Origin of the sequence: Rouxiella sp. WC2420 (genome assembly GCF_041200025.1) — a bacterium.
Taxonomy (GTDB): domain Bacteria; phylum Pseudomonadota; class Gammaproteobacteria; order Enterobacterales; family Enterobacteriaceae; genus Rouxiella.
On sequence record NZ_CP165628.1, the window covers coordinates 4,048,077 to 4,067,059 of the forward strand.

Consider the following 18,983-nt stretch of genomic DNA (forward strand, 5'->3'; position numbering starts at 1 on the left):
CGGGCGGGTAACTTTAAGGGTTGCCCGCCGTTGCTGTTGTTCATCTTGCACCATCCGCTTGAAACGTTTTCGGTCAGTCCGCATTTATACCCAAACCCGCAACAGAACACACAAAGGCGATAACGCTTGCCAGAATTGCCCGATAAACTATAGGCCAAATTCAAATGACTCGCGCGACGCCCACGAACAAGCAGACTCAAAGAGTCCATTGCAGAACAAGAGGTTAGATAAGCTTATGGCAGTTGTAGGTATCTTCTTTGGTTCCGACACCGGAAACACCGAAAACATCGCAAAAATGATCCAGAAGCAGTTGGGTAAAGATGTTGCTGACGTGCAGGACATCGCCAAAAGCAGCAAAGAAGATCTGGAAAAATACGATATTCTGCTGCTCGGCATCCCGACCTGGTACTACGGTGAAGCACAGTGTGACTGGGACGACTTTTTCCCGACGCTGGAAGAGATAGATTTTGAAGGCAAACTGGTTGCGCTGTTCGGCTGTGGCGACCAGGAAGATTACGCAGAATACTTCTGTGATGCGATGGGTACTGTGCGCGATATCATCGAACCTCGCGGTGCGGTAATTGTCGGCCACTGGCCAACCGAAGGTTACGGTTATGAAGCCTCGAAAGGTATGGCTGATGACACGCACTTTATCGGGCTGGCAATCGACGAAGACCGTCAACCAGAGCTGACCAACGAACGTGTTGATGCCTGGGTTAAGCAAATTTCTGAAGAGTTAAGCCTCGCTGAGATTATCGGTTAATCCCACACAAAGGCTAAGGCCCTGAAACGTTGAGGTTATTCGTGAAAGGGCCAAACTATCACTGAAATTAACAATTTAACTTCTACAAAATTGTAACTTTCAGCCTGATCAAGGTACACTTATTACATCTGTTTTTATCGTTCCGCCCATTTTGGGCTTCGACCTCTTTGGTTATAAACATTTTGGGTTGGGATGATGGTTGTGAACAGCCCACCGTTTTCATTAACGTGAATAGCATAGTGACAGGACTAAATCCGCATGACTGACAACAACACCGCACTGAAGAAAGCCGGCTTAAAAGTCACGCTTCCACGCCTGAAAATTCTGGAAGTGTTGCAAGCTCCGGCAGGACATCACGTCAGTGCGGAAGATTTGTACAAAGAACTGATTGATATGGGCGAAGAGATTGGTCTTGCCACGGTTTACCGTGTTCTGAACCAATTTGACGACGCTGGCATTGTTACCCGTCACAATTTCGAAGGTGGCAAGTCAGTATTTGAGCTGACTCAGCAGCATCACCATGATCATTTAATCTGCCTCGATTGTGGACGCGTCATCGAATTCCGTGATGAATACATCGAAGCTCGTCAGCGTGATATTGCCAAAGCTCATGGTATTAAATTGACTAACCACAGCCTTTATCTTTACGGACATTGCGAAAACGGCAACTGCGTAGAAGATGAAACGCTGCACGGTAAAGGCTGATTCCAGCCCGGACTTTTCTTTAAGGGATAATAGAAAAGCCCGTAAATAAAATGACCGCTGAAAGGCGGTTTTTTTATGGCTGAAATTTGGCAACGAGTACCATAAAAAAACGCAGCCACAATGAGCTGCGTTTTTTATTTTTGAGATACCGGGTTATCAAGCGACTGGCTTGCTTTCCCAGTTGTCACGCAGACCAACAGTGCGGTTAAACACCAAATGCTCGGCGCTGGAGTAAGTGCTGTCGGCGCAGAAGTAACCTTCGCGCTCAAACTGCAGGCTTACACCGGCTTCGGCATTCGCCAGGCCTGGTTCTACAAAACCGTTGGCGATAACCAGAGATTCCGGGTTAATGGTGGTCAGGAAGTCTTCAGCCTGTGCCGGGTTAGCCACGCTGAACAGACGATCGTACAGGCGGAACTCGGCAGGTTTTCCTTCACTGGCAGAAACCCAGTGGATCACACCTTTGACTTTACGGCCATCGGCAGGATCTTTGCTCAGAGTATCAATGTCGTAGCTACAGAAAATCGTCGTCACGTTGCCTTCGGCATCTTTCTCGATACGCTCGGCTTTGATGACATACGCGTTGCGCAGGCGAACTTCTTTGCCCAGCACCAGGCGTTTGTATTGCTTGTTGGCTTCCTCACGGAAATCCGCCTGATCGATAAAGATTTCAGCGGTAAACGGCACTTCACGAGAACCCATTTCTGGCTTGTTCGGGTGATTAGGCATTTTTACCCACTGAACCGCATCGCCGCTAAAGTTCTCAATGATCACTTTAACCGGATTGATTACCGCCATCGCGCGCGGAGCGTTTTCGTTGAGATCGTCACGGATACAAGATTCCAGCGCGGCCATTTCCACGTTGTTATCCTGCTTGGTCACGCCAATACGACGGCAGAACTCACGAATTGACGCTGAAGTGTAACCACGACGGCGCAGGCCAGAAACCGTTGGCATACGCGGGTCATCCCAACCTTCGACAATCTTCTCGGTCACCAGCAGACTCAGCTTGCGCTTGGACATAATGGCGTATTCGAGATTCAGGCGCGAAAATTCGTACTGACGCGGATGACAGGGAATAGTGATGTTATCGAGCACCCAATCGTACAGACGGCGGTTGTCCTGGAATTCCAGAGTACACAGCGAGTGGGTGATCCCTTCCAGCGCATCGGAAATGCAATGGGTGAAATCGTACATCGGATAGATGCACCACTTGGTACCGGTTTGGTGGTGATCGGCAAACTTAATGCGATACAGCACCGGATCGCGCATCACGAAGAACGGCGAAGCCATGTCAATTTTCGCACGCAGGCAGGCGGTGCCTTCGGCAAAATCACCGTTGCGCATTTTGGCGAACAGCTCGAGGTTCTCTTCCACGGTGCGATCGCGATACGGACTATTTTTGCCCGGCGCAGTCAGATTGCCGCGATACTCACGGATCTGCTCAGGAGACAGTTCGTCAACGTAAGCCAGACCTTTCTGGATCAGTTCAACCGCGTAATGATGCAGTTGGTCGAAGTAGTCGGAAGAGTAATGAACCTCGCCGCTCCACTCGAAGCCAAGCCATTGCACGTCTTTTTTGATCGACTCTACAAACTCGATATCTTCTTTTACCGGATTGGTGTCATCAAAACGCAGGTTGCATTGGCCCTGATAGTCTTGTGCGATGCCAAAGTTCAGGCAGATCGATTTTGCGTGGCCAATGTGCAGATAACCATTTGGCTCAGGCGGGAAACGGGTCACGATAGACGCGTGTTTTCCCGATGCCAGATCTTCATCAATAATCTGACGGATAAAATTTGTTGGGCGGGCTTCAGCCTCACTCATTGTTCAATTCCTCTACGCGAACGAAAGCTCGAAAGACTAACCGCATATGTTCCAACAAGCCACGCCGGGAAACAACCCTTAAGTGTTAAAATTGGATTTATTAAAATTATTTTTAGCGTAAATCAGCCAGTACAGCGGCAAAAAAATAAAAAACGGGAAGAGATCGCTCTCTTCCCGCCTTTTTGGCCCGCTAAAAGGGGCAGCTTATTTGGTTTGGATCTCGAACAGTTTGCTTTCGCCCGCGACTACCGAGCCACCCGCTAGCTGAGCCAACCCAGAGAAGTCTTCCATATTGCTGACCACGACCGGGCTTATCATCGAACGGGCATTGCCGTTGAGATAGTCCAGATCCAGCTCAAGAACTGGCTGGCCTGCGCTGACTGTTGCGCCCTCTTCAACCAGGCGAGTAAAGCCCTGACCGTTGAGCGCGACAGTATCAAGACCAATATGGACCACCACTTCTGCACCCGCTTCGGTTTCCATACAGAAAGCGTGATTAGTGTTGAAGATCTTCACCACTACGCCGTTAGCCGGAGCTACCACCGTTTTACCCGTAGGACGGATCGCCAGACCCTCACCCACCGCGCCGCTGGCAAAGGCTTCATCCGGGACTTCAGACAAGACAATGACTTCACCGGTAATTGGAGAAATCAGTGTTTCCAGAGTCACTTTCGGGCCATTTGGCACTGCCTGAGGTTTAAAATCAGTGACTGTTGCCGACGTTGGCGCCTGAGTGGCCGTTGCAGCAATCGGTCCTGAAGTCAGCACGGTGCGCATGGCTCCGGCAATACTTTCTGCGCGAGTACCGACAATCACCTGCACAGTTTGCTTGTTCAAACGAATAACGCCCGACGCGCCAAGCCGCTTGGCCAAAGAATCGTTAACCAGCGACGAGTCTTTAACGTTAAGACGCAGGCGGGTAATACAGGCGTCGATACCTTTAAGGTTGTCAGAACCGCCCAATGCGCCAATGTAGTTCAACGCGAGTTGGTTCATTCCCTCTTCAGTATTGCTGTTACTTTCCTGAATACCCTGATCGGCAAGGTTATCTTCACGCCCCGGGGTTTTCAGATTGAACGCACGAATAATTACGCTGAACAGCACAAAGTAGACAATGAAGAAGATCACGCCGAGCACCAGCAGCATCCAGACATTTTTGCTGGCCGCAGGCAGGTTGTACATCAACGCGTAGTCAATGGCGCCCGCAGAGAAGGAGAAGCCCGCATGAATGCCAAGAGCCGTGGCGATATACAGGCTGATGCCGGTCAAAATGGCGTGAACCAGATACAGCAGCGGTGCCAGGAACATGAACAGGAATTCCAGCGGCTCGGTCACGCCGGTCAGGAACGCGGTAAGGGCCACCGACAGCAGCATACCGCCGACTACCGGACGACGCTCTTTCGGCGCTGCAAAGTACATTGCGAAGGCCGCGCCAGGCAGACCAAACATCATGATCGGGAAGAAGCCGGACATAAACATGCCCGCCGTGCCGTCACCCGCGTAGAAGCGATTGATGTCACCGTGGAATACCGCTCCCGCTGCGTTGGTATAATCACCAATCTGGAACCAGGCAATGGTATTGAGCACCTGATGCAAACCGGTTGGGATCAGCAGTCGGTTAACGAAACCAAATATACCGGCACCAAATGCGCCAGCGCCGACAATCCACTCACCGCCCGCGCGGATAGCGTCCTGCACCGGAGGCCAGACGTAACCAAAAATTGCTGCCAAAATAAGACAGAAAAAACCGGTCGCGATAGGAACAAAGCGTTTACCGCCGAAGAAGCTCAGGAAGTCCGGCAATTTGATATCGGACCAACGGTTATACACCATCCCGCCGACCAAACCGCTGATAATCCCCGCCAGCACGCCCATATTGATTGCCGGGTTGATGGTAATCATTGCTTTAGTCAGAATGAAATAACCAATGCCGCCTGCCAGTGCCGCAGCCCCTGCGCTGTCTTTAGACCAGCTGGAAGCCACGCCAATTGCGAAAATCAGTGCCAGATTATCAAAAATCCCGCCACCGGCCTGCGCGATAAAAGGCATATTGAGGAGGTCAGGTTGACCAAAACGCAGCAACAGCGCTGCAACGGGTAGTACAGCTATCGGCAGTTGAAGCGCTCTGCCTAAACGTTGAAAGAAGCCAAGAATATTCACTTATCCCCCTATTCGCCTGTAGACGAATCACCAAAGTAGTTTAATTAGAATGTTGTACTACCTGTCGTAAAAACTGCCTGTCTTAAAAACTGCTCGATACCTGACTCGGCAAAGTCATACCGCGCAGTGTAAAAAAATTAATTCGTATCGCAAATTAAAAGCACGTTATTTGTGATTATTATCACCAAAATTGGGTCTTAACAAGCCATAATGCTAGTCATTACCCGAAACTTATTTTATTATAAAAAATATCCAGACGGCATGATGCCGATCATCGGTGTTAATCAGGCAAGTGTAAAGTCACAACCGATTACGCCAGAAGCAACTGATTCTTTATCCAGCGCCCGCAGCGGTGGATACTCACAATATACAAACAATTTTAACTTAGAGGTGCGTGATGAGACTAATTCCCCTGAATAATCCCACTGAAGTTGGTAAATGGGCGGCGCGTCATATTGTTCAACGTATCAATGCGTTCAAGCCCACCGCCGAACGTCCGTTTGTATTAGGTTTGCCGACAGGTGGCACGCCGCTGGAAGCGTATAAACATCTTGTTGCTATGCATAAAGCAGGCCAAGTCAGCTTTGAAAACGTGGTAACCTTTAACATGGATGAATATGTCGGGTTGCCGCAAGAACACCCAGAGAGCTACCACACATTCATGTATCGAAATTTCTTCGATCACGTTGATATTAAGCAGGAAAACATTAATCTGTTAAACGGCAACGCCGCCGATGTAGATGAAGAGTGCCGTCAATACGAAGCAAAAATAAAGTCTTACGGTAAAATCAACCTGTTCATGGGCGGTGTTGGCAACGACGGGCACATTGCTTTCAACGAACCGGCTTCATCCCTGGCCTCTCGCACGCGCATCAAAACGCTGACCCACGATACTCGTATCGCTAACTCACGTTTCTTTGATAACGACGTTTCTCAGGTTCCTAAATTTGCCCTGACCGTTGGCGTAGGCACGCTGCTGGATGCCGAAGAAGTAATGATTCTAGTGACGGGTCACGCCAAGGCGCAGGCGCTGGAAGCCGCCGTGCAAGGCAACGTAAACCACATGTGGACCATCAGCTGCCTGCAATTACATGCCAAAGCGGTCATCGTTTGCGACGAACCCGCCACCATGGAATTGAAAGTAAAAACGGTTAAATATTTCCGCGAGCTAGAAATGGAAAACATGAAAGGCCTGTAATTAAACAATGCCGAACAAATAAATACGCAGTTGTAGCGCCAAGAATCAAGGGAAAAGGAGGGAGTGATGTTTGCATTGGTAGAGGGTCGGATCTATACCGGCCATGATATTCTCGATAACCACGCCGTGGTAATTGCCGACGGGCTGATCCACTCTGTTTGCCCCATTGAAGAATTGCCTGCTGGCATCGAAACCCGCAGCCTGCAAGGTGCAATTTTGGCTCCCGGCTTTATTGACCTTCAGCTTAACGGCTGCGGCGGTGTGCAGTTTAATGATTCCCTCGAGGCGATTTCCGTTAAAACGCTGGAAATCATGCAGGCTGCCAACGAAAAATCCGGCTGTACCAGTTATTTACCGACGCTAATCACCTGTAGCGATGACTACATGAAGCACGGCATCAAGGTGATGCGCGAGTATCTGGCGAAATATCCTCATCAGGCGCTGGGACTGCATCTCGAAGGGCCTTATCTGAGCGTCGAGAAAAAAGGCACGCATAATCCGGCATTTATTCGTAAACCAGACGCCGCGATGATCGATTACATTTGTGCCAACGCAGACGTGATCACCAAAATCACGCTGGCCCCGGAACAAGTAGATGCCCACTTTATTCGTCAGCTCACCGAGGCTGGAATTATTGTTTCGGCGGGGCACTCCAACTCGAGCTATGAGCAGGCGCGTGACGGTTTTGCTGCCGGTATCAGCTTTGCCACCCACTTATATAATGCCATGCCACCGATTTCAGGACGTCAGCCGGGCCTGATGGGGGCCATTTTCGATACCCCTGAAGTTTACACCGGCATTATTGTCGATGGGCTTCACGTGGCCTGGCCTAGCATACGCAACGCCAAGAAACTCAAGGGCGAAAAACTGGTTCTTGTGACCGACGCCACTGCGCCGGCAGGTGCCGACATTGAAGAGTTCATTTTTGCTGGTAAAACAATATACTATCGAGATGGTCTTTGTGTGGATGAAAATGGCACGCTGAGCGGTTCTGCGTTGACGATGATCCAGGCCGTGCAAAACAGCGTTGAACATGTAGGGATACCGTTAGACGAAGCGCTGCGCATGGCCGCACTTTATCCGGCTCGCGCAATCGGTGTAGAAAGCACACTGGGCAGCATTGAAGCAGGGAAAGTGGCTAATCTGACAGCCTTTACCCACGACTTCAAAATAACAAAAACGCTCGTCAACGGTGACGAGGTGTAACAGCAGAGAGCAATGGATGAACACAGGCGGGCAGGCACAAATCGGTAACGTTGATCTGGTTAAGCAGTTAAACGGCGCTGCCGTTTATCGCCTAATTGACCAGCAAGGCCCCATTTCACGGATACAAATCGCGGAACTGAGCCAGCTAGCCCCCGCCAGCGTAACCAAAATCTCTCGCCAGCTGCTTGAGCGAGGCCTGATCAAAGAAGTCGATCAACAGGCCTCGACCGGCGGCAGGCGCGCTATCTCAATCATTACCGAAACTCGCCCTTTCCAGACCGTGGCCGTTCGCCTCGGCCGTAACGACGCTACCCTAACGCTGTACGATTTGAGCGCCAAAGTTCTGTCCGAGCAGCATTACCCTCTGCCGGAGCGCACCCAGGAAACGTTGGAAAACGCGCTGATCGCCGCGATCACCCATTTTATGGAATTAACTCAGCGCAAGATCCGTGAACTGATTGCTATCTCGGTGATCCTGCCAGGATTAGTTGATCCGGTTAAAGGTATTGTGCGTTATATGCCGCATATCAGCGTGCATAACTGGAAACTGGTGGATATTCTCGAAGCTAAATTCGCGGTGACTAGCTTCGTGGGCCACGATATTCGCAGTCTGGCGCTGGCAGAGCACTACTTTGGTGCGACACGCGATTGCCAAGACTCTATTTTGGTTCGTCTGCATCGTGGAACCGGCGCCGGTATTCTGGTAAACGGGCAGATTTTCCTCGGCAGCAACGGTAACGTCGGTGAAATCGGCCATATTCAAGTCGATCCCCTCGGTGAACGCTGCCACTGCGGCAACTTTGGCTGTCTCGAAACTATCGCGGCCAATTCGGCGATTGAAAATCGGGTGCGTAACCTCTTAACACAGGGCTATCCGAGTAAGCTGACGCTGGATGACTGCACCATCGGCAGCATTTGCAAGGCCGCCAATCGCGGCGATCAGCTGGCCTGCGAGGTTATTGAATTTGTGGGCCGTCATCTGGGTAAAAGCATCGCCATCGCTATTAACCTGTTTAACCCACAGAAAGTCGTGATTGCGGGCGAGATAACCGAGGCAGATAAAATCCTGCTGCCCGCGCTGCAAAGCTGCATCAATGCTCAGGTACTGAAAGATTTCCGCCGTAACCTGCCCATTGTGACCTCGGAGCTGAATCATCGCTCGGCCATTGGGGCTTTTGCGCTGGTCAAACGCGCCATGCTCAATGGCGTCTTGCTACAGCGCCTGTTGGAAAATTCGGCCCAATAATCAACCTCTTCGCTACCCCGCCATCTGCCAGATAGCGGGGTTTAGCCTATTGCATTAACGATGCAAGGACGGATAAATCATCATGGCTATTAAAAATGTAATTTGCGATATCGACGGCGTACTCCTGCATGACAATACGCCAGTGCCGGGCGCGGACCTGTTTCTGGCCCGCATTCAGGAACAGAAAATGCCGCTGGTTATCCTTACCAACTACCCTTCCCAAACGGCTCAAGATCTCTCAAATCGCTTTGCGGCAGCAGGATTGGAGGTGCCGGAAAGCGCTTTCTTTACCTCGGCAATGGCCACGGCAGATTTCCTCAAGCGTCAGGAAGGTAAAAAAGCCTATGTGATCGGCGAGGGGGCACTCATTCATGAACTGTACAATGCCGGTTTTACCATTACCGATATCAATCCTGACTTCGTGATCGTCGGCGAAACACGGTCATATAACTGGGATATGATGCATAAAGCGGCCTATTTTGTCGCCAACGGCGCTCGCTTTATTGCCACTAATCCCGACTATCACGGGCACGGTTTTGTGCCCGCCTGTGGCGCGCTCTGCGCACCGATTGAAAAAATAACTGGCCGCAAGCCATTCGTGGTCGGTAAGCCAAGCCCGTGGATTATCCGCTCTGCGCTCAACAAAATGCAGGCACATTCCGAAGATACAGTGATCGTCGGGGATAACCTGCGTACCGATATTCTGGCCGGATTTCAGGCCGGACTGGAAACCATTCTGGTGTTGACCGGGGTTTCGACGTTAAACGACGTAGAAAATATGCCGTTCCGCCCGACCTGGATTTACCCTTCCGTTGCCGATATCGACGTAATCTAATCTCAACCTTGTGCTTTGAGAAAAATGCCCGCCTCAAAAACGGGCATTTTTTCTTTCCATAATAATTAGCTGCATCCTTTGAGTGCAGCCCCTCGCGCAGTGCCGTTTTTTGACGATTCAATAATTTTAACCCCCATAAACTGGCAATCCGTCAATAAACGTAGAGGGTCAACCAACTATTTTTCAAACAATCACTAAATTACTTGCAAAGGATCGCGCTTTTACGCATTTTCATTATCAGAGACGCAGTGAAGTCCGATAAATAATGTGAATTCGGCAACGCCGCACAAACAAACACTGGTTATGCAAAACAACATCACCGCCTGAGAAAAAGCCGTTAGGGAGAGTAATATGTGTTCTATATTTGGTGTGCTTGATATCAAGACTGATTCCGTCGAGCTGCGCAAAAAGGCGCTGGAGCTGTCACGCTTGATGCGTCACCGTGGTCCGGACTGGTCTGGCGTTTATGCCAGCGACAAAGCGATTCTTTGTCACGAGCGTCTGTCGATTGTTGACGTCAACAACGGCGCGCAACCACTGTACAACGAAGCACAAACTCACGTTCTGGCTGTTAACGGCGAAATCTATAACCATCAGGCGCTGCGTGCCGCTCTCGGCGACAAATATGCGTTCCAGACTGAATCTGACTGTGAAGTGATCCTCGCACTTTATCAGGAAAAAGGTCCGGCGTTCCTTGATGAGCTGCAGGGTATGTTCGCGTTTATTCTGTATGACACAGAAAAAGACGCTTACCTGATTGGCCGTGACCATCTCGGCATCATCCCTCTTTATATGGGTCATGATGAACACGGCAACCTTTATGTGGCTTCAGAAATGAAATCACTGGTTCCAGTTTGCCGCAGCATTAAAGAATTCCCGGCGGGCAGCTATCTGTGGAGTCAGGACGGTAAAATTGTTGAGTATTACCAGCGTGACTGGTTCGAATTCGACAACGTTAAAGACAACGTGACCGATAAAGTCGAGCTGAAAGAAGCGCTGGAAGAAGCAGTCAAAAGCCATCTGATGTCTGACGTGCCTTATGGCGTGCTGCTGTCTGGCGGTCTGGACTCTTCTATTATCTCTGCCGTCACCAAGAAATTTGCCGGTCGCCGTATTGAAGATAAAGATCAAAGCGAAGCCTGGTGGCCGCAGCTGCACTCATTTGCGGTGGGACTTGAAGGTTCACCAGACTTGCGTGCTGCCCAGGAAGTGGCAAACCATCTGGGCACCGTGCACCATGAAATTCATTTCACCGTGCAGGAAGGCCTCGACGCAATTCGTGACGTGATTTATCACATCGAAACCTACGACGTGACCACCATTCGTGCGTCTACGCCAATGTATCTGATGTCACGCAAAATCAAGGCAATGGGCATCAAAATGGTGCTGTCGGGCGAAGGTGCCGATGAAGTGTTTGGCGGCTACCTGTACTTCCATAAAGCCCCCAACGAGCTGGAGTTCCACGAAGAGACCGTGCGTAAACTGCTGGCCCTGCACATGTATGACTGCGCTCGCGCCAACAAGGCGATGTCAGCCTGGGGTGTAGAAGCTCGCGTACCTTTCCTGGACAAAAAATTCCTCGACGTAGCGATGCGCATCAACCCGAAAGATAAAATGTGCGGCAACGGCAAAATGGAAAAACACATCCTTCGCGAGTGTTTCGAGTCTTATCTGCCACAGAGCGTGGCCTGGCGCCAGAAAGAGCAGTTCTCTGACGGCGTAGGTTACAGCTGGATTGATACCTTAAAAGAAGTGGCGGCGCAGCAGGTGACCGATCAACAGCTCGAAACTGCGCATTTCCGCTTCCCGTACAACACCCCGACCTCAAAAGAAGGGTATTTGTACCGCACCGTCTTTGAAGAGCTGTTCCCGGTGCCGAACGCAGCTGAATGTGTGCCAGGTGGCCCGACTGTCGCCTGTTCTTCGCCGAAAGCGGTAGAGTGGGACGAGTCATTCAAAAACATGAACGATCCGTCTGGTCGTGCTGTAGGCGTTCATTCATCCGCTTATAAATAACCGACATTTTATGAATATCACGGGCCCTCGGTGGCCCGTTTTTTTTAGTTTAAATTGATTGAAAATACTATCTTTTGTCGATTTTATCGCCGTAGCGGTCATAACCTGCACAAATGGACCTCATCTGCGGTTTTTTGGCAAAAAACTTGTTGACGCAAAACTGCCATATACGCATAATGCGCCCCGCAACGCCGATGAAGGTTGAGCAGAGAGAAGACGGCTACGTAGCTCAGTTGGTTAGAGCACATCACTCATAATGATGGGGTCACAGGTTCGAATCCCGTCGTAGCCACCATTCTTCTTTCATGTTTGCGGGAGTGGCGAAATTGGTAGACGCACTAGATTTAGGTTCTAGCGCCGCAAGGTGTGCGAGTTCAAGTCTCGCCTCCCGCACCATTTCACTCGGTTTGCACGGATGGGGTATCGCCAAGCGGTAAGGCACTGGTTTTTGATACCAGCATTCCCAGGTTCGAATCCTGGTACCCCAGCCAATTTTTTTCATTGTCCTGTTCTTTGAACGACACAGTGAAAATAAAACAATTTGAAAGTAATAAGATGGGGTATCGCCAAGCGGTAAGGCACTGGTTTTTGATACCAGCATACCCTGGTTCGAATCCAGGTACCCCAGCCACTTTCAGTTTGTTAACTGTTTGAAATCTATTAGTTAAACTAGAAACTAATGTTGAAAACAGCTTGCAATAACGATTGAGATAGTTAAAAATTGGCTACGTAGCTCAGTTGGTTAGAGCACATCACTCATAATGATGGGGTCACAGGTTCGAATCCCGTCGTAGCCACCATTTAAGTCTAAATGGTTATGAGTCAAGAGTAATTATCAGTAAGAAGTATGTAGTAACACCATTGGGGTGTCGCCAAGCGGTAAGGCTCTGGTTTCTGATACCAGCATACCCAGGTTCGAATCCTGGCACCCCAGCCAAATTTAGAAAAGCTCGCTTCGGCGGGCTTTTTGCTTTTATGCGTTTTGAAACTGCATCCCGCCTTATTCGCTATCCCTTTCTGATAAATAGTCGGCAATAAAAAAGGCAACAAAGCTAAAGCCCTGCTGCCCTTTCCCACGGTCCTGAAGAGGTTACAACCCTAAAGCATACTCCAGCGCTTTGGATTTCAGCTTACCTGCGCGCTGTGCGGCCATCAACGCGAGATTGCGCAGCATCCGCACCGGCGGCAGAGTATTACTGAATGCGGTATAGAAAAGATCCATGCCGCTTTGCATCATCAGGTTATCAACCCGGCGACGGCGCTGATAGCGTAGCAATACTCGCTCACTTCCCCAATCCTCTCCTTTCTCTCTGGCTTGCGCGATCACGTCCAGCAAAGCTTCGACATCACGATAACCGAGGTTAACGCCCTGCCCGGCCAGCGGATTAATGGTGTGCGCTGCGTCGCCCACTAAAACCAGTCCCGGAGAAACGTAACGCTGCGCGTGGCGGCGCACTAGTGGAAAAGAGCCCGCTGAAAGCGCCTGAACCGCCCCCAGCCGAGCCGGGAAGGCCTGCGTGATCTCTCGAGTCAACTGTTGCATATTCAACGATTGCAGATGGCGAATACGCTGCGGGCTGTCGTACCAAACCAGCGAGGCGTGATTTCCCCACAATGGCAAGAAGGCGCGAGGGCCTGACGGGAAAAACTGCTGCCAGGTGACATCGAGATCCTGAGACTGAGTCTGGACGTTAATCAGCATACAGTTTTGGCGATATTGCCAGCCGTCAATGCCGATACCCGCCTGTTGGCGCACCAAAGAATTCGCACCGTCGGCGGCAACGACCAGACGCGCATTGAGCCGCTGTCCGCTAACCAGTTCCAGCGACCAGCTGCTATCAGCCTGATGATTTAACTGTTTGAGTTTATCCGGGCAAAGCAGTGTCAAATTGCGCTGCTGTTGCATTTGCTGCCACAGAGCCAGTTGCAATACGCGGTTCTCGAGCATAAAGCCCAGCTCCGGCAGGCCTAGCGACTGAGCATCAAATAACACCTCGGACCCAGGCTGTTCCCAGGTTTCCAACCGGCGATACGGCGTGTGGCGCATCTGCCTGACATTTTCCCAGGCACCCAGTTTCTCCAGCAGGCGGGCCGAAGCACATCCGATGGCAGAAATGCGCAGATCGATGGCATCATCGGTCGCGTAAGCCTTAGGAGCCTTATCTTCGATGACTGCGACGTTTAATCCCTGTAAAGCCAATCCCAGAGCTGTTGCCGCACCGACCATGCCTCCACCGACCACGATGACGTCGAAAGTCTTACCTTCATCCACCAGCCCTGCAAAAGGATTTTCGCTTTCTGTGTTAACACCCTCAGAATTCACCACGACAGTTTCCATCACATTCTTCTTTAACATTATTAAATGAGGTTGCACTCACTCTGAATTTTGCGAAGTGTACCCGATTTTTCAGTGAGTATCAGGCCGTAACCTGCTCCCCCGCACTAGCCACTCGGTTAATGTGGGATTACAATACCTCTCCAGAACTACGCAGTCCGGTAAACTCCGGCATTTCGTAGAGTCTATTCGCAACCACATACCCAACGTATTTTCTAATAGGCTCTAAGGCCCCACTCCTGAAGTAGAGTATAGGGGTGTTTTGTTTAACGCTTTTTGAGTAATGGCATGTCAATGAAGAAAAAACTGCATATTAAAACCTGGGGCTGTCAGATGAATGAGTATGATTCATCCAAAATGGCCGACCTGCTTAACAGTACTCACGGGTTCGAACTGACTGAAAATGCCGAAGAGGCTGATGTGCTGCTGCTCAACACTTGTTCAATTCGTGAAAAAGCACAGGAAAAAGTGTTCCACCAGCTTGGTCGCTGGAAGCTGCTTAAAAAGGCTAACCCGAATATCATTATCGGCGTAGGCGGCTGTGTGGCATCGCAGGAAGGCAAACTGATCCGCCAGCGTGCCCATTATGTTGACATTGTTTTTGGCCCGCAAACCTTGCATCGTCTGCCAGAAATGATCAACCACGTGCGCGGTAGCAAAAGCCCGATCGTTGACGTCAGCTTCCCGGAAATCGAAAAATTTGATCGCCTGCCCGAACCGCGCGCCGACGGCCCGACCGCCTACGTCTCCATCATGGAAGGCTGCAACAAATATTGCAGCTTCTGCGTGGTGCCTTATACCCGAGGTGAAGAAGTCAGTCGTCCAAGCGATGACGTGCTGTTCGAAGTCGCCCAGCTGGCGGCACAAGGCGTGCGCGAGGTCAATCTGTTGGGTCAGAACGTAAACGCCTATCGCGGCCCGGGCTTCGACGGCGGTATTTGCTCCTTCGCCGAGCTTCTGCGCCTGGTGGCCAGCATTGACGGCATCGATCGTATTCGCTTCACAACCAGCCACCCTATCGAGTTTACTGACGATCTCATTGAGGTCTATAAAGATACGCCAGAAATAGTGAGCTTCTTGCACCTGCCGGTCCAGTGCGGCTCAGACCGCGTACTGACCATGATGAAACGCGCGCACACAGTGCTTGAGTACAAATCCACTCTGCGCAAAATTCTCAAGGCGCGTCCGGGCATTACCTTCAGCTCTGACTTCATCGTCGGCTTCCCGGGTGAAACAGACGAAGACCACCAGCAGACCATGAAACTGATTGCCGACGTCAACATGGATGTCAGCTACAGCTTTATTTACTCTGCTCGTCCCGGCACGCCGGCGGCCGACATGGTCGATGACGTCAGCGAAGAAGAGAAAAAACAGCGCCTTTATCAGCTGCAGGAGCGTATAACCCAACAGTCTCTGCGCATCAGCCGAGCAATGATCGGCACCGTACAGCGCGTTCTGGTTGAAGGCACCTCACGCAAGAGCATCATGGAGCTGACCGGGCGTACCGAAAACAACCGGGTGGTTAACTTCGAAGGCACTCCAGAGATGGTCGGTAAATTCGTAGACCTCGAAATCGTTGACGTGCTGACCAACTCGCTGCGCGGGATTGTGGTGCGCACCGAAGAGCAGATGGACCTGCGCCAGCATGCTTCTCCACAGGTCATCATTGCTCGCACCCGCAAAGAAAACGACATCGGCGTTGGCATCTATCAGCCTTAATTCGGCCTTACTTCTGCAAAGGGCGCTCCGGCGCCCTTTATTTATTTTAAAGACTGGCGATCTTTTGATTTCATTACACAGATAGGAGACAACTGAGCAAATCTTCGCAAGCTGACTAATGAAATGAACGGGGTCAACCCAGGAAACTGGCAATACTGTGGGATGAAAGATGACAGCCAGGGTTTATTTTTTCGAGACAGGCCGCATATTGTTTAATACAGCACATGCGGTACCGGGAATATTTTCCCAAGGGCATGTATGATTAGTTAATCAGGCGGTGGTTGCAGCCCCGTTGCCAAGATACACATTCAACAGGTCCAAAGTGGCCCAGAGGAATAGTTTGAACGTTGTAACACAAGAGATTTTGCTGGAGCCCGAGGACAATCAGCGTTTGCTGAGTCTTTGCGGGCCGTTTGATGACAACATCAAACAACTGGAACGCCGGTTGGGCATCGAGATCAATCGTCGTGATAACGCCTTTAAACTGGTTGGCAAGAATCTGGTTGTTGACGCAGCCGTGACTATTTTACGCGACTTGTATGTCGACACGGCTCCTTTGCGCGGCGAAACTCAGGACATCGATCCCGAGAAGATACATTTGGCTATCAAAGAGAGCCGCGTGCTGGAGCAAACCGCAGAAAGCGTACCTGATTACGGCAAGGCAGTGATCATCAAAACCAAACGCGGTATGATCAAGCCACGCACGCCCAATCAGGCGCAATATATTGCCAATATTCTCGACCACGATATCACTTTCGGTATTGGCCCGGCGGGTACCGGTAAAACCTACCTGGCAGTTGCAGCAGCGGTTGACGCGCTGGAACGTCAGGAAGTGCGCCGTATTATGCTAACTCGACCGGCGGTTGAAGCGGGTGAAAAACTCGGTTTCCTGCCTGGCGATCTGAGCCAGAAAGTTGATCCATATTTGCGTCCGCTGTATGACGCGTTGTTTGAAATGCTCGGCTTTGAAAAAGTCGAAAAGCTGATCGAACGCAATGTCATTGAAGTTGCACCGCTGGCCTATATGCGCGGGCGTACACTTAACGATGCCTTTATCATCCTGGATGAAAGCCAGAATACTTCGATTGAACAGATGAAAATGTTCCTGACCCGTATCGGCTTTAACTCTAAAGCGGTGATTACCGGTGACGTGACGCAAATTGACTTGCCTCGTCATCAGAAGTCAGGCCTGCGCCACGCTATCGAGGTGCTTTCCGGGGTTGAAGAACTGAGCTTTAACTTCTTCCACAGCGAAGACGTGGTGCGCCATCCGGTGGTTGCTCGTATCGTTATCGCTTATGAAGCCTGGGAAGAAGAAGATCAAAAACGCCGCGATGAAGTAGCAAAACAGCGTAAACATGAATCACAAAGCTATACATCCCAACCCACCCCTGAACAGAGCAATACATGAGTCATCAGGTAATTCTAGATTTACAGATAGCCAGCGAGAGCAGTGAAGGTTTGCCGGCAGAAAGCGACTTCCAGCAGTGGCTGGAAGCCGTGCTTCCACAGTTTCAGGAAGAGTCAGAGGTGACTATCCGCATCGTTGATGAAGCGGAGAGCCATGAGCTGAACATGACCTATCGCAGTAAAGACAAGTCAACCAATGTGCTGTCTTTTCCGTTTGAAGCCCCTCCGGGCATGGAGCTGCCACTGCTGGGCGATTTGGTGATTTGTCGCCAGGTCGTCGAGCTGGAAGCCCGCGAGCAAAACAAGGCGCTTAATGCGCATTGGGCGCATATGGTTGTTCACGGCAGTCTGCATCTGCTAGGGTATGACCACATCGTTGATGAAGAAGCCGAAGAGATGGAAGCCATCGAGATTGAAATAATGCAATCTCTGGGGCATCCGGACCCGTATTTATTATTAGATGAATAACTTTTATTGCCCGCCGAATAGCTTTTTTAGATAAACAGGCTGCTCGACGAACAGCAATAAAAGCATTAAGTTAGCCAGTATCGTATGTCCTGATTTTTTCGCACCGCCGCCAACACAGCAGCGGCGTCAATCAAGATGGACATTTTTATCCCTTAAATATGAGATCACCACCCCAACGCCATGAGCGATGACCATCCACAAAACAGCGACAGTCCCAGTCCCAAGAAGGGCTTCTTTTCTCTTATGCTCAGCCAGCTTTTCCACGGTGAACCCAAAAACCGTAGCGATCTGGTAGAGCTGATCCGTGATTCCGAACAAAACGATCTGATCGATCCCGATACCCGTGACATGCTGGAAGGCGTGATGGATATTGCCGAGCAGCGCGTGCGTGACATCATGATCCCTCGTTCACAAATGATTACGCTCAAACGTAACCAGCCTATCGAAGAGTGTCTCGACGTCATAATCGAGTCAGCCCACTCTCGTTTTCCGGTGATAAGCGAGGATAAGGACCATATTGAAGGCCTTCTGCTGGCCAAAGATCTGCTGCCGTTCATGCGCACAGAGTCTGAGCCATTCAGCATTGACAAAGTGCTGAGAACTGCAGTCGTTGTGCCTGAGAGCAAGCGCGTAGACCGCATGCTCAAGGAGTTCCGCTCGCAGCGCTACCATATGGCCATCGTGGTTGACGAATTTGGTGGCGTTTCCGGTCTGGTGACCATTGAAGATATTCTTGAGCTTATCGTCGGCGAAATCGAAGACGAATACGATGACGAGGAAGATCTCGACATCCGCCAGCTCAGCCGCCATACCTATACCGTTCGTGCCCTGGCTCCAATCGAAGACTTTAATGAAGTGTTTAATACCAACTTCAGCGATGACGAAGTCGACACCATTGGCGGCCTGGTCATGCAATCTTTTGGGCACCTCCCTGCCCGCGGTGAAACTATCGAAATCGACGGTTACTCATTCAAAGTTGCCATGGCCGATAGCCGCCGTATCATTCAGGTTCATGTAAAAATACCGGACGAAGCGCCGCAACCGAAACTGGAAGATTAATTTATTCATGGCAATACGATTCTTGTCGCCTTTACT

15 protein-coding genes and 6 tRNA genes are annotated in these 18,983 nt (G+C 50.6%); 18 read left to right on the forward strand and 3 right to left on the reverse strand.

Annotation, left to right across the window (positions count from 1 at the left end; translation table 11 throughout):
• Positions 1-235: 235 nt before the first annotated feature.
• Positions 236-763 carry a flavodoxin FldA gene (gene fldA / locus AB3G37_RS18745; protein ID WP_009636865.1) on the forward strand — a complete coding sequence of 176 codons (528 nt, stop codon included), beginning with the start codon at positions 236-238 and terminating at the stop codon, positions 761-763.
• Between the two features lie 258 nt (positions 764-1,021).
• The gene (fur, locus tag AB3G37_RS18750) at positions 1,022-1,468 is read left to right on the forward strand and encodes a ferric iron uptake transcriptional regulator (RefSeq protein ID WP_009636866.1); all 447 of its coding nucleotides are present in this window, start codon (positions 1,022-1,024) and stop codon (positions 1,466-1,468) included.
• 156 nt (positions 1,469-1,624) lie between these two features.
• On the opposite strand, the gene glnS is transcribed toward fur, so the two are convergent.
• Together glnS and nagE are read right to left on the reverse strand one after the other, a co-directional pair.
• Positions 1,625-3,295 (reverse strand): glutamine--tRNA ligase, encoded by a 1,671-nt coding sequence (glnS, locus tag AB3G37_RS18755; RefSeq protein WP_369788762.1) that lies wholly within the window; start codon positions 3,293-3,295, stop codon positions 1,625-1,627.
• Between the two features lie 204 nt (positions 3,296-3,499).
• Positions 3,500-5,455: a PTS N-acetyl glucosamine transporter subunit IIABC gene (gene nagE, locus AB3G37_RS18760; RefSeq protein WP_369788763.1), complete on the reverse strand. Its 1,956-nt coding sequence runs from the start codon at positions 5,453-5,455 to the stop codon at positions 3,500-3,502.
• 210 nt (positions 5,456-5,665) lie between these two features.
• Here nagE and AB3G37_RS18765 point away from each other — a divergent pair, with 210 nt between their 5' ends.
• The 12 genes from AB3G37_RS18765 to AB3G37_RS18820 all read left to right on the forward strand — a co-directional run bounded on the left by AB3G37_RS18765 (position 5,666) and on the right by AB3G37_RS18820 (position 12,893).
• A complete protein-coding gene (locus AB3G37_RS18765; protein ID WP_369788764.1) occupies positions 5,666-5,875 on the forward strand; it encodes a hypothetical protein in 210 nt (69 codons plus the stop codon).
• On the forward strand, positions 5,853-6,653 hold the full coding sequence (gene nagB, locus AB3G37_RS18770; protein WP_369788765.1) for a glucosamine-6-phosphate deaminase: 801 nt from the start codon (positions 5,853-5,855) through the stop codon (positions 6,651-6,653). Before AB3G37_RS18765 ends, nagB begins: the two co-directional genes overlap by 23 nt.
• Positions 6,654-6,719: 66 nt before the next feature.
• Positions 6,720-7,859: an N-acetylglucosamine-6-phosphate deacetylase gene (nagA, locus tag AB3G37_RS18775; RefSeq protein WP_369788766.1), complete on the forward strand. Its 1,140-nt coding sequence runs from the start codon at positions 6,720-6,722 to the stop codon at positions 7,857-7,859.
• Positions 7,860-7,875: 16 nt separating this feature from the next.
• Positions 7,876-9,105: an N-acetylglucosamine repressor gene (locus AB3G37_RS18780; protein ID WP_009636871.1), complete on the forward strand. Its 1,230-nt coding sequence runs from the start codon at positions 7,876-7,878 to the stop codon at positions 9,103-9,105.
• An 82-nt stretch (positions 9,106-9,187) separates the two neighbouring features.
• Positions 9,188-9,940 (forward strand): HAD-IIA family hydrolase, encoded by a 753-nt coding sequence (locus AB3G37_RS18785; RefSeq protein ID WP_009636872.1) that lies wholly within the window; start codon positions 9,188-9,190, stop codon positions 9,938-9,940.
• Positions 9,941-10,291: 351 nt separating this feature from the next.
• On the forward strand, positions 10,292-11,956 hold the full coding sequence (gene asnB, locus AB3G37_RS18790; protein WP_009636873.1) for an asparagine synthase B: 1,665 nt from the start codon (positions 10,292-10,294) through the stop codon (positions 11,954-11,956).
• Between the two features lie 218 nt (positions 11,957-12,174).
• Positions 12,175-12,251: transfer RNA gene (locus AB3G37_RS18795), tRNA-Met, on the forward strand.
• 16 nt (positions 12,252-12,267) lie between these two features.
• Positions 12,268-12,352, forward strand: a tRNA-Leu gene (locus tag AB3G37_RS18800).
• Positions 12,353-12,372: 20 nt separating this feature from the next.
• Positions 12,373-12,447 (forward strand) — tRNA-Gln (locus AB3G37_RS18805).
• Between the two features lie 65 nt (positions 12,448-12,512).
• Positions 12,513-12,587: transfer RNA gene (locus AB3G37_RS18810), tRNA-Gln, on the forward strand.
• A gap of 92 nt (positions 12,588-12,679) precedes the next feature.
• Positions 12,680-12,756 (forward strand) — tRNA-Met (locus tag AB3G37_RS18815).
• Positions 12,757-12,818: 62 nt separating this feature from the next.
• Positions 12,819-12,893: transfer RNA gene (locus tag AB3G37_RS18820), tRNA-Gln, on the forward strand.
• A 153-nt stretch (positions 12,894-13,046) separates the two neighbouring features.
• Here AB3G37_RS18820 and ubiF read toward each other — a convergent pair.
• Positions 13,047-14,183, reverse strand: a complete 1,137-nt coding sequence (gene ubiF / locus AB3G37_RS18825) for a 3-demethoxyubiquinol 3-hydroxylase (protein ID WP_369790995.1) — start codon at positions 14,181-14,183, stop codon at positions 13,047-13,049.
• 402 nt (positions 14,184-14,585) lie between these two features.
• Between ubiF and miaB the strand changes: the two genes are divergently transcribed.
• The 4 genes from miaB to corC all read left to right on the forward strand — a co-directional run bounded on the left by miaB (position 14,586) and on the right by corC (position 18,947).
• On the forward strand, positions 14,586-16,010 hold the full coding sequence (gene miaB, locus AB3G37_RS18830) for a tRNA (N6-isopentenyl adenosine(37)-C2)-methylthiotransferase MiaB (RefSeq protein ID WP_369788767.1): 1,425 nt from the start codon (positions 14,586-14,588) through the stop codon (positions 16,008-16,010).
• Positions 16,011-16,332: 322 nt separating this feature from the next.
• Entirely contained in the window at positions 16,333-17,421 is a 1,089-nt protein-coding gene (locus AB3G37_RS18835) for a PhoH family protein (RefSeq protein ID WP_192807947.1), read from the forward strand.
• Positions 17,418-17,888, forward strand: a complete 471-nt coding sequence (gene ybeY / locus AB3G37_RS18840) for an rRNA maturation RNase YbeY (protein WP_369788768.1) — start codon at positions 17,418-17,420, stop codon at positions 17,886-17,888. Before AB3G37_RS18835 ends, ybeY begins: the two co-directional genes overlap by 4 nt.
• Positions 17,889-18,068: 180 nt before the next feature.
• Positions 18,069-18,947 carry a CNNM family magnesium/cobalt transport protein CorC gene (gene corC / locus AB3G37_RS18845; RefSeq protein ID WP_009636878.1) on the forward strand — a complete coding sequence of 293 codons (879 nt, stop codon included), beginning with the start codon at positions 18,069-18,071 and terminating at the stop codon, positions 18,945-18,947.
• Positions 18,948-18,983 lie beyond the last annotated feature (36 nt).

Bases quoted from the DNA above. Each gene is read 5' to 3' on its own strand.
- corC (WP_009636878.1), top strand. From the start codon at position 18,069: ATGAGCGATGACCATCCACAAAACAGCGACAGTCCCAGTCCCAAGAAG.
- miaB (WP_369788767.1), top strand. From the start codon at position 14,586: ATGAAGAAAAAACTGCATATTAAAACCTGGGGCTGTCAGATGAATGAG.
- asnB (WP_009636873.1), top strand. From the start codon at position 10,292: ATGTGTTCTATATTTGGTGTGCTTGATATCAAGACTGATTCCGTCGAG.
- ubiF (WP_369790995.1), bottom strand. From the start codon at position 14,183: ATGGTCGGTGCGGCAACAGCTCTGGGATTGGCTTTACAGGGATTAAAC.
- nagA (WP_369788766.1), top strand. From the start codon at position 6,720: ATGTTTGCATTGGTAGAGGGTCGGATCTATACCGGCCATGATATTCTC.
- ybeY (WP_369788768.1), top strand. From the start codon at position 17,418: ATGAGTCATCAGGTAATTCTAGATTTACAGATAGCCAGCGAGAGCAGT.
- glnS (WP_369788762.1), bottom strand. From the start codon at position 3,295: ATGAGTGAGGCTGAAGCCCGCCCAACAAATTTTATCCGTCAGATTATT.
- fldA (WP_009636865.1), top strand. From the start codon at position 236: ATGGCAGTTGTAGGTATCTTCTTTGGTTCCGACACCGGAAACACCGAA.
- AB3G37_RS18765 (WP_369788764.1), top strand. From the start codon at position 5,666: ATGCTAGTCATTACCCGAAACTTATTTTATTATAAAAAATATCCAGAC.
- AB3G37_RS18785 (WP_009636872.1), top strand. From the start codon at position 9,188: ATGGCTATTAAAAATGTAATTTGCGATATCGACGGCGTACTCCTGCAT.
- nagB (WP_369788765.1), top strand. From the start codon at position 5,853: ATGAGACTAATTCCCCTGAATAATCCCACTGAAGTTGGTAAATGGGCG.
- AB3G37_RS18780 (WP_009636871.1), top strand. From the start codon at position 7,876: ATGAACACAGGCGGGCAGGCACAAATCGGTAACGTTGATCTGGTTAAG.
- fur (WP_009636866.1), top strand. From the start codon at position 1,022: ATGACTGACAACAACACCGCACTGAAGAAAGCCGGCTTAAAAGTCACG.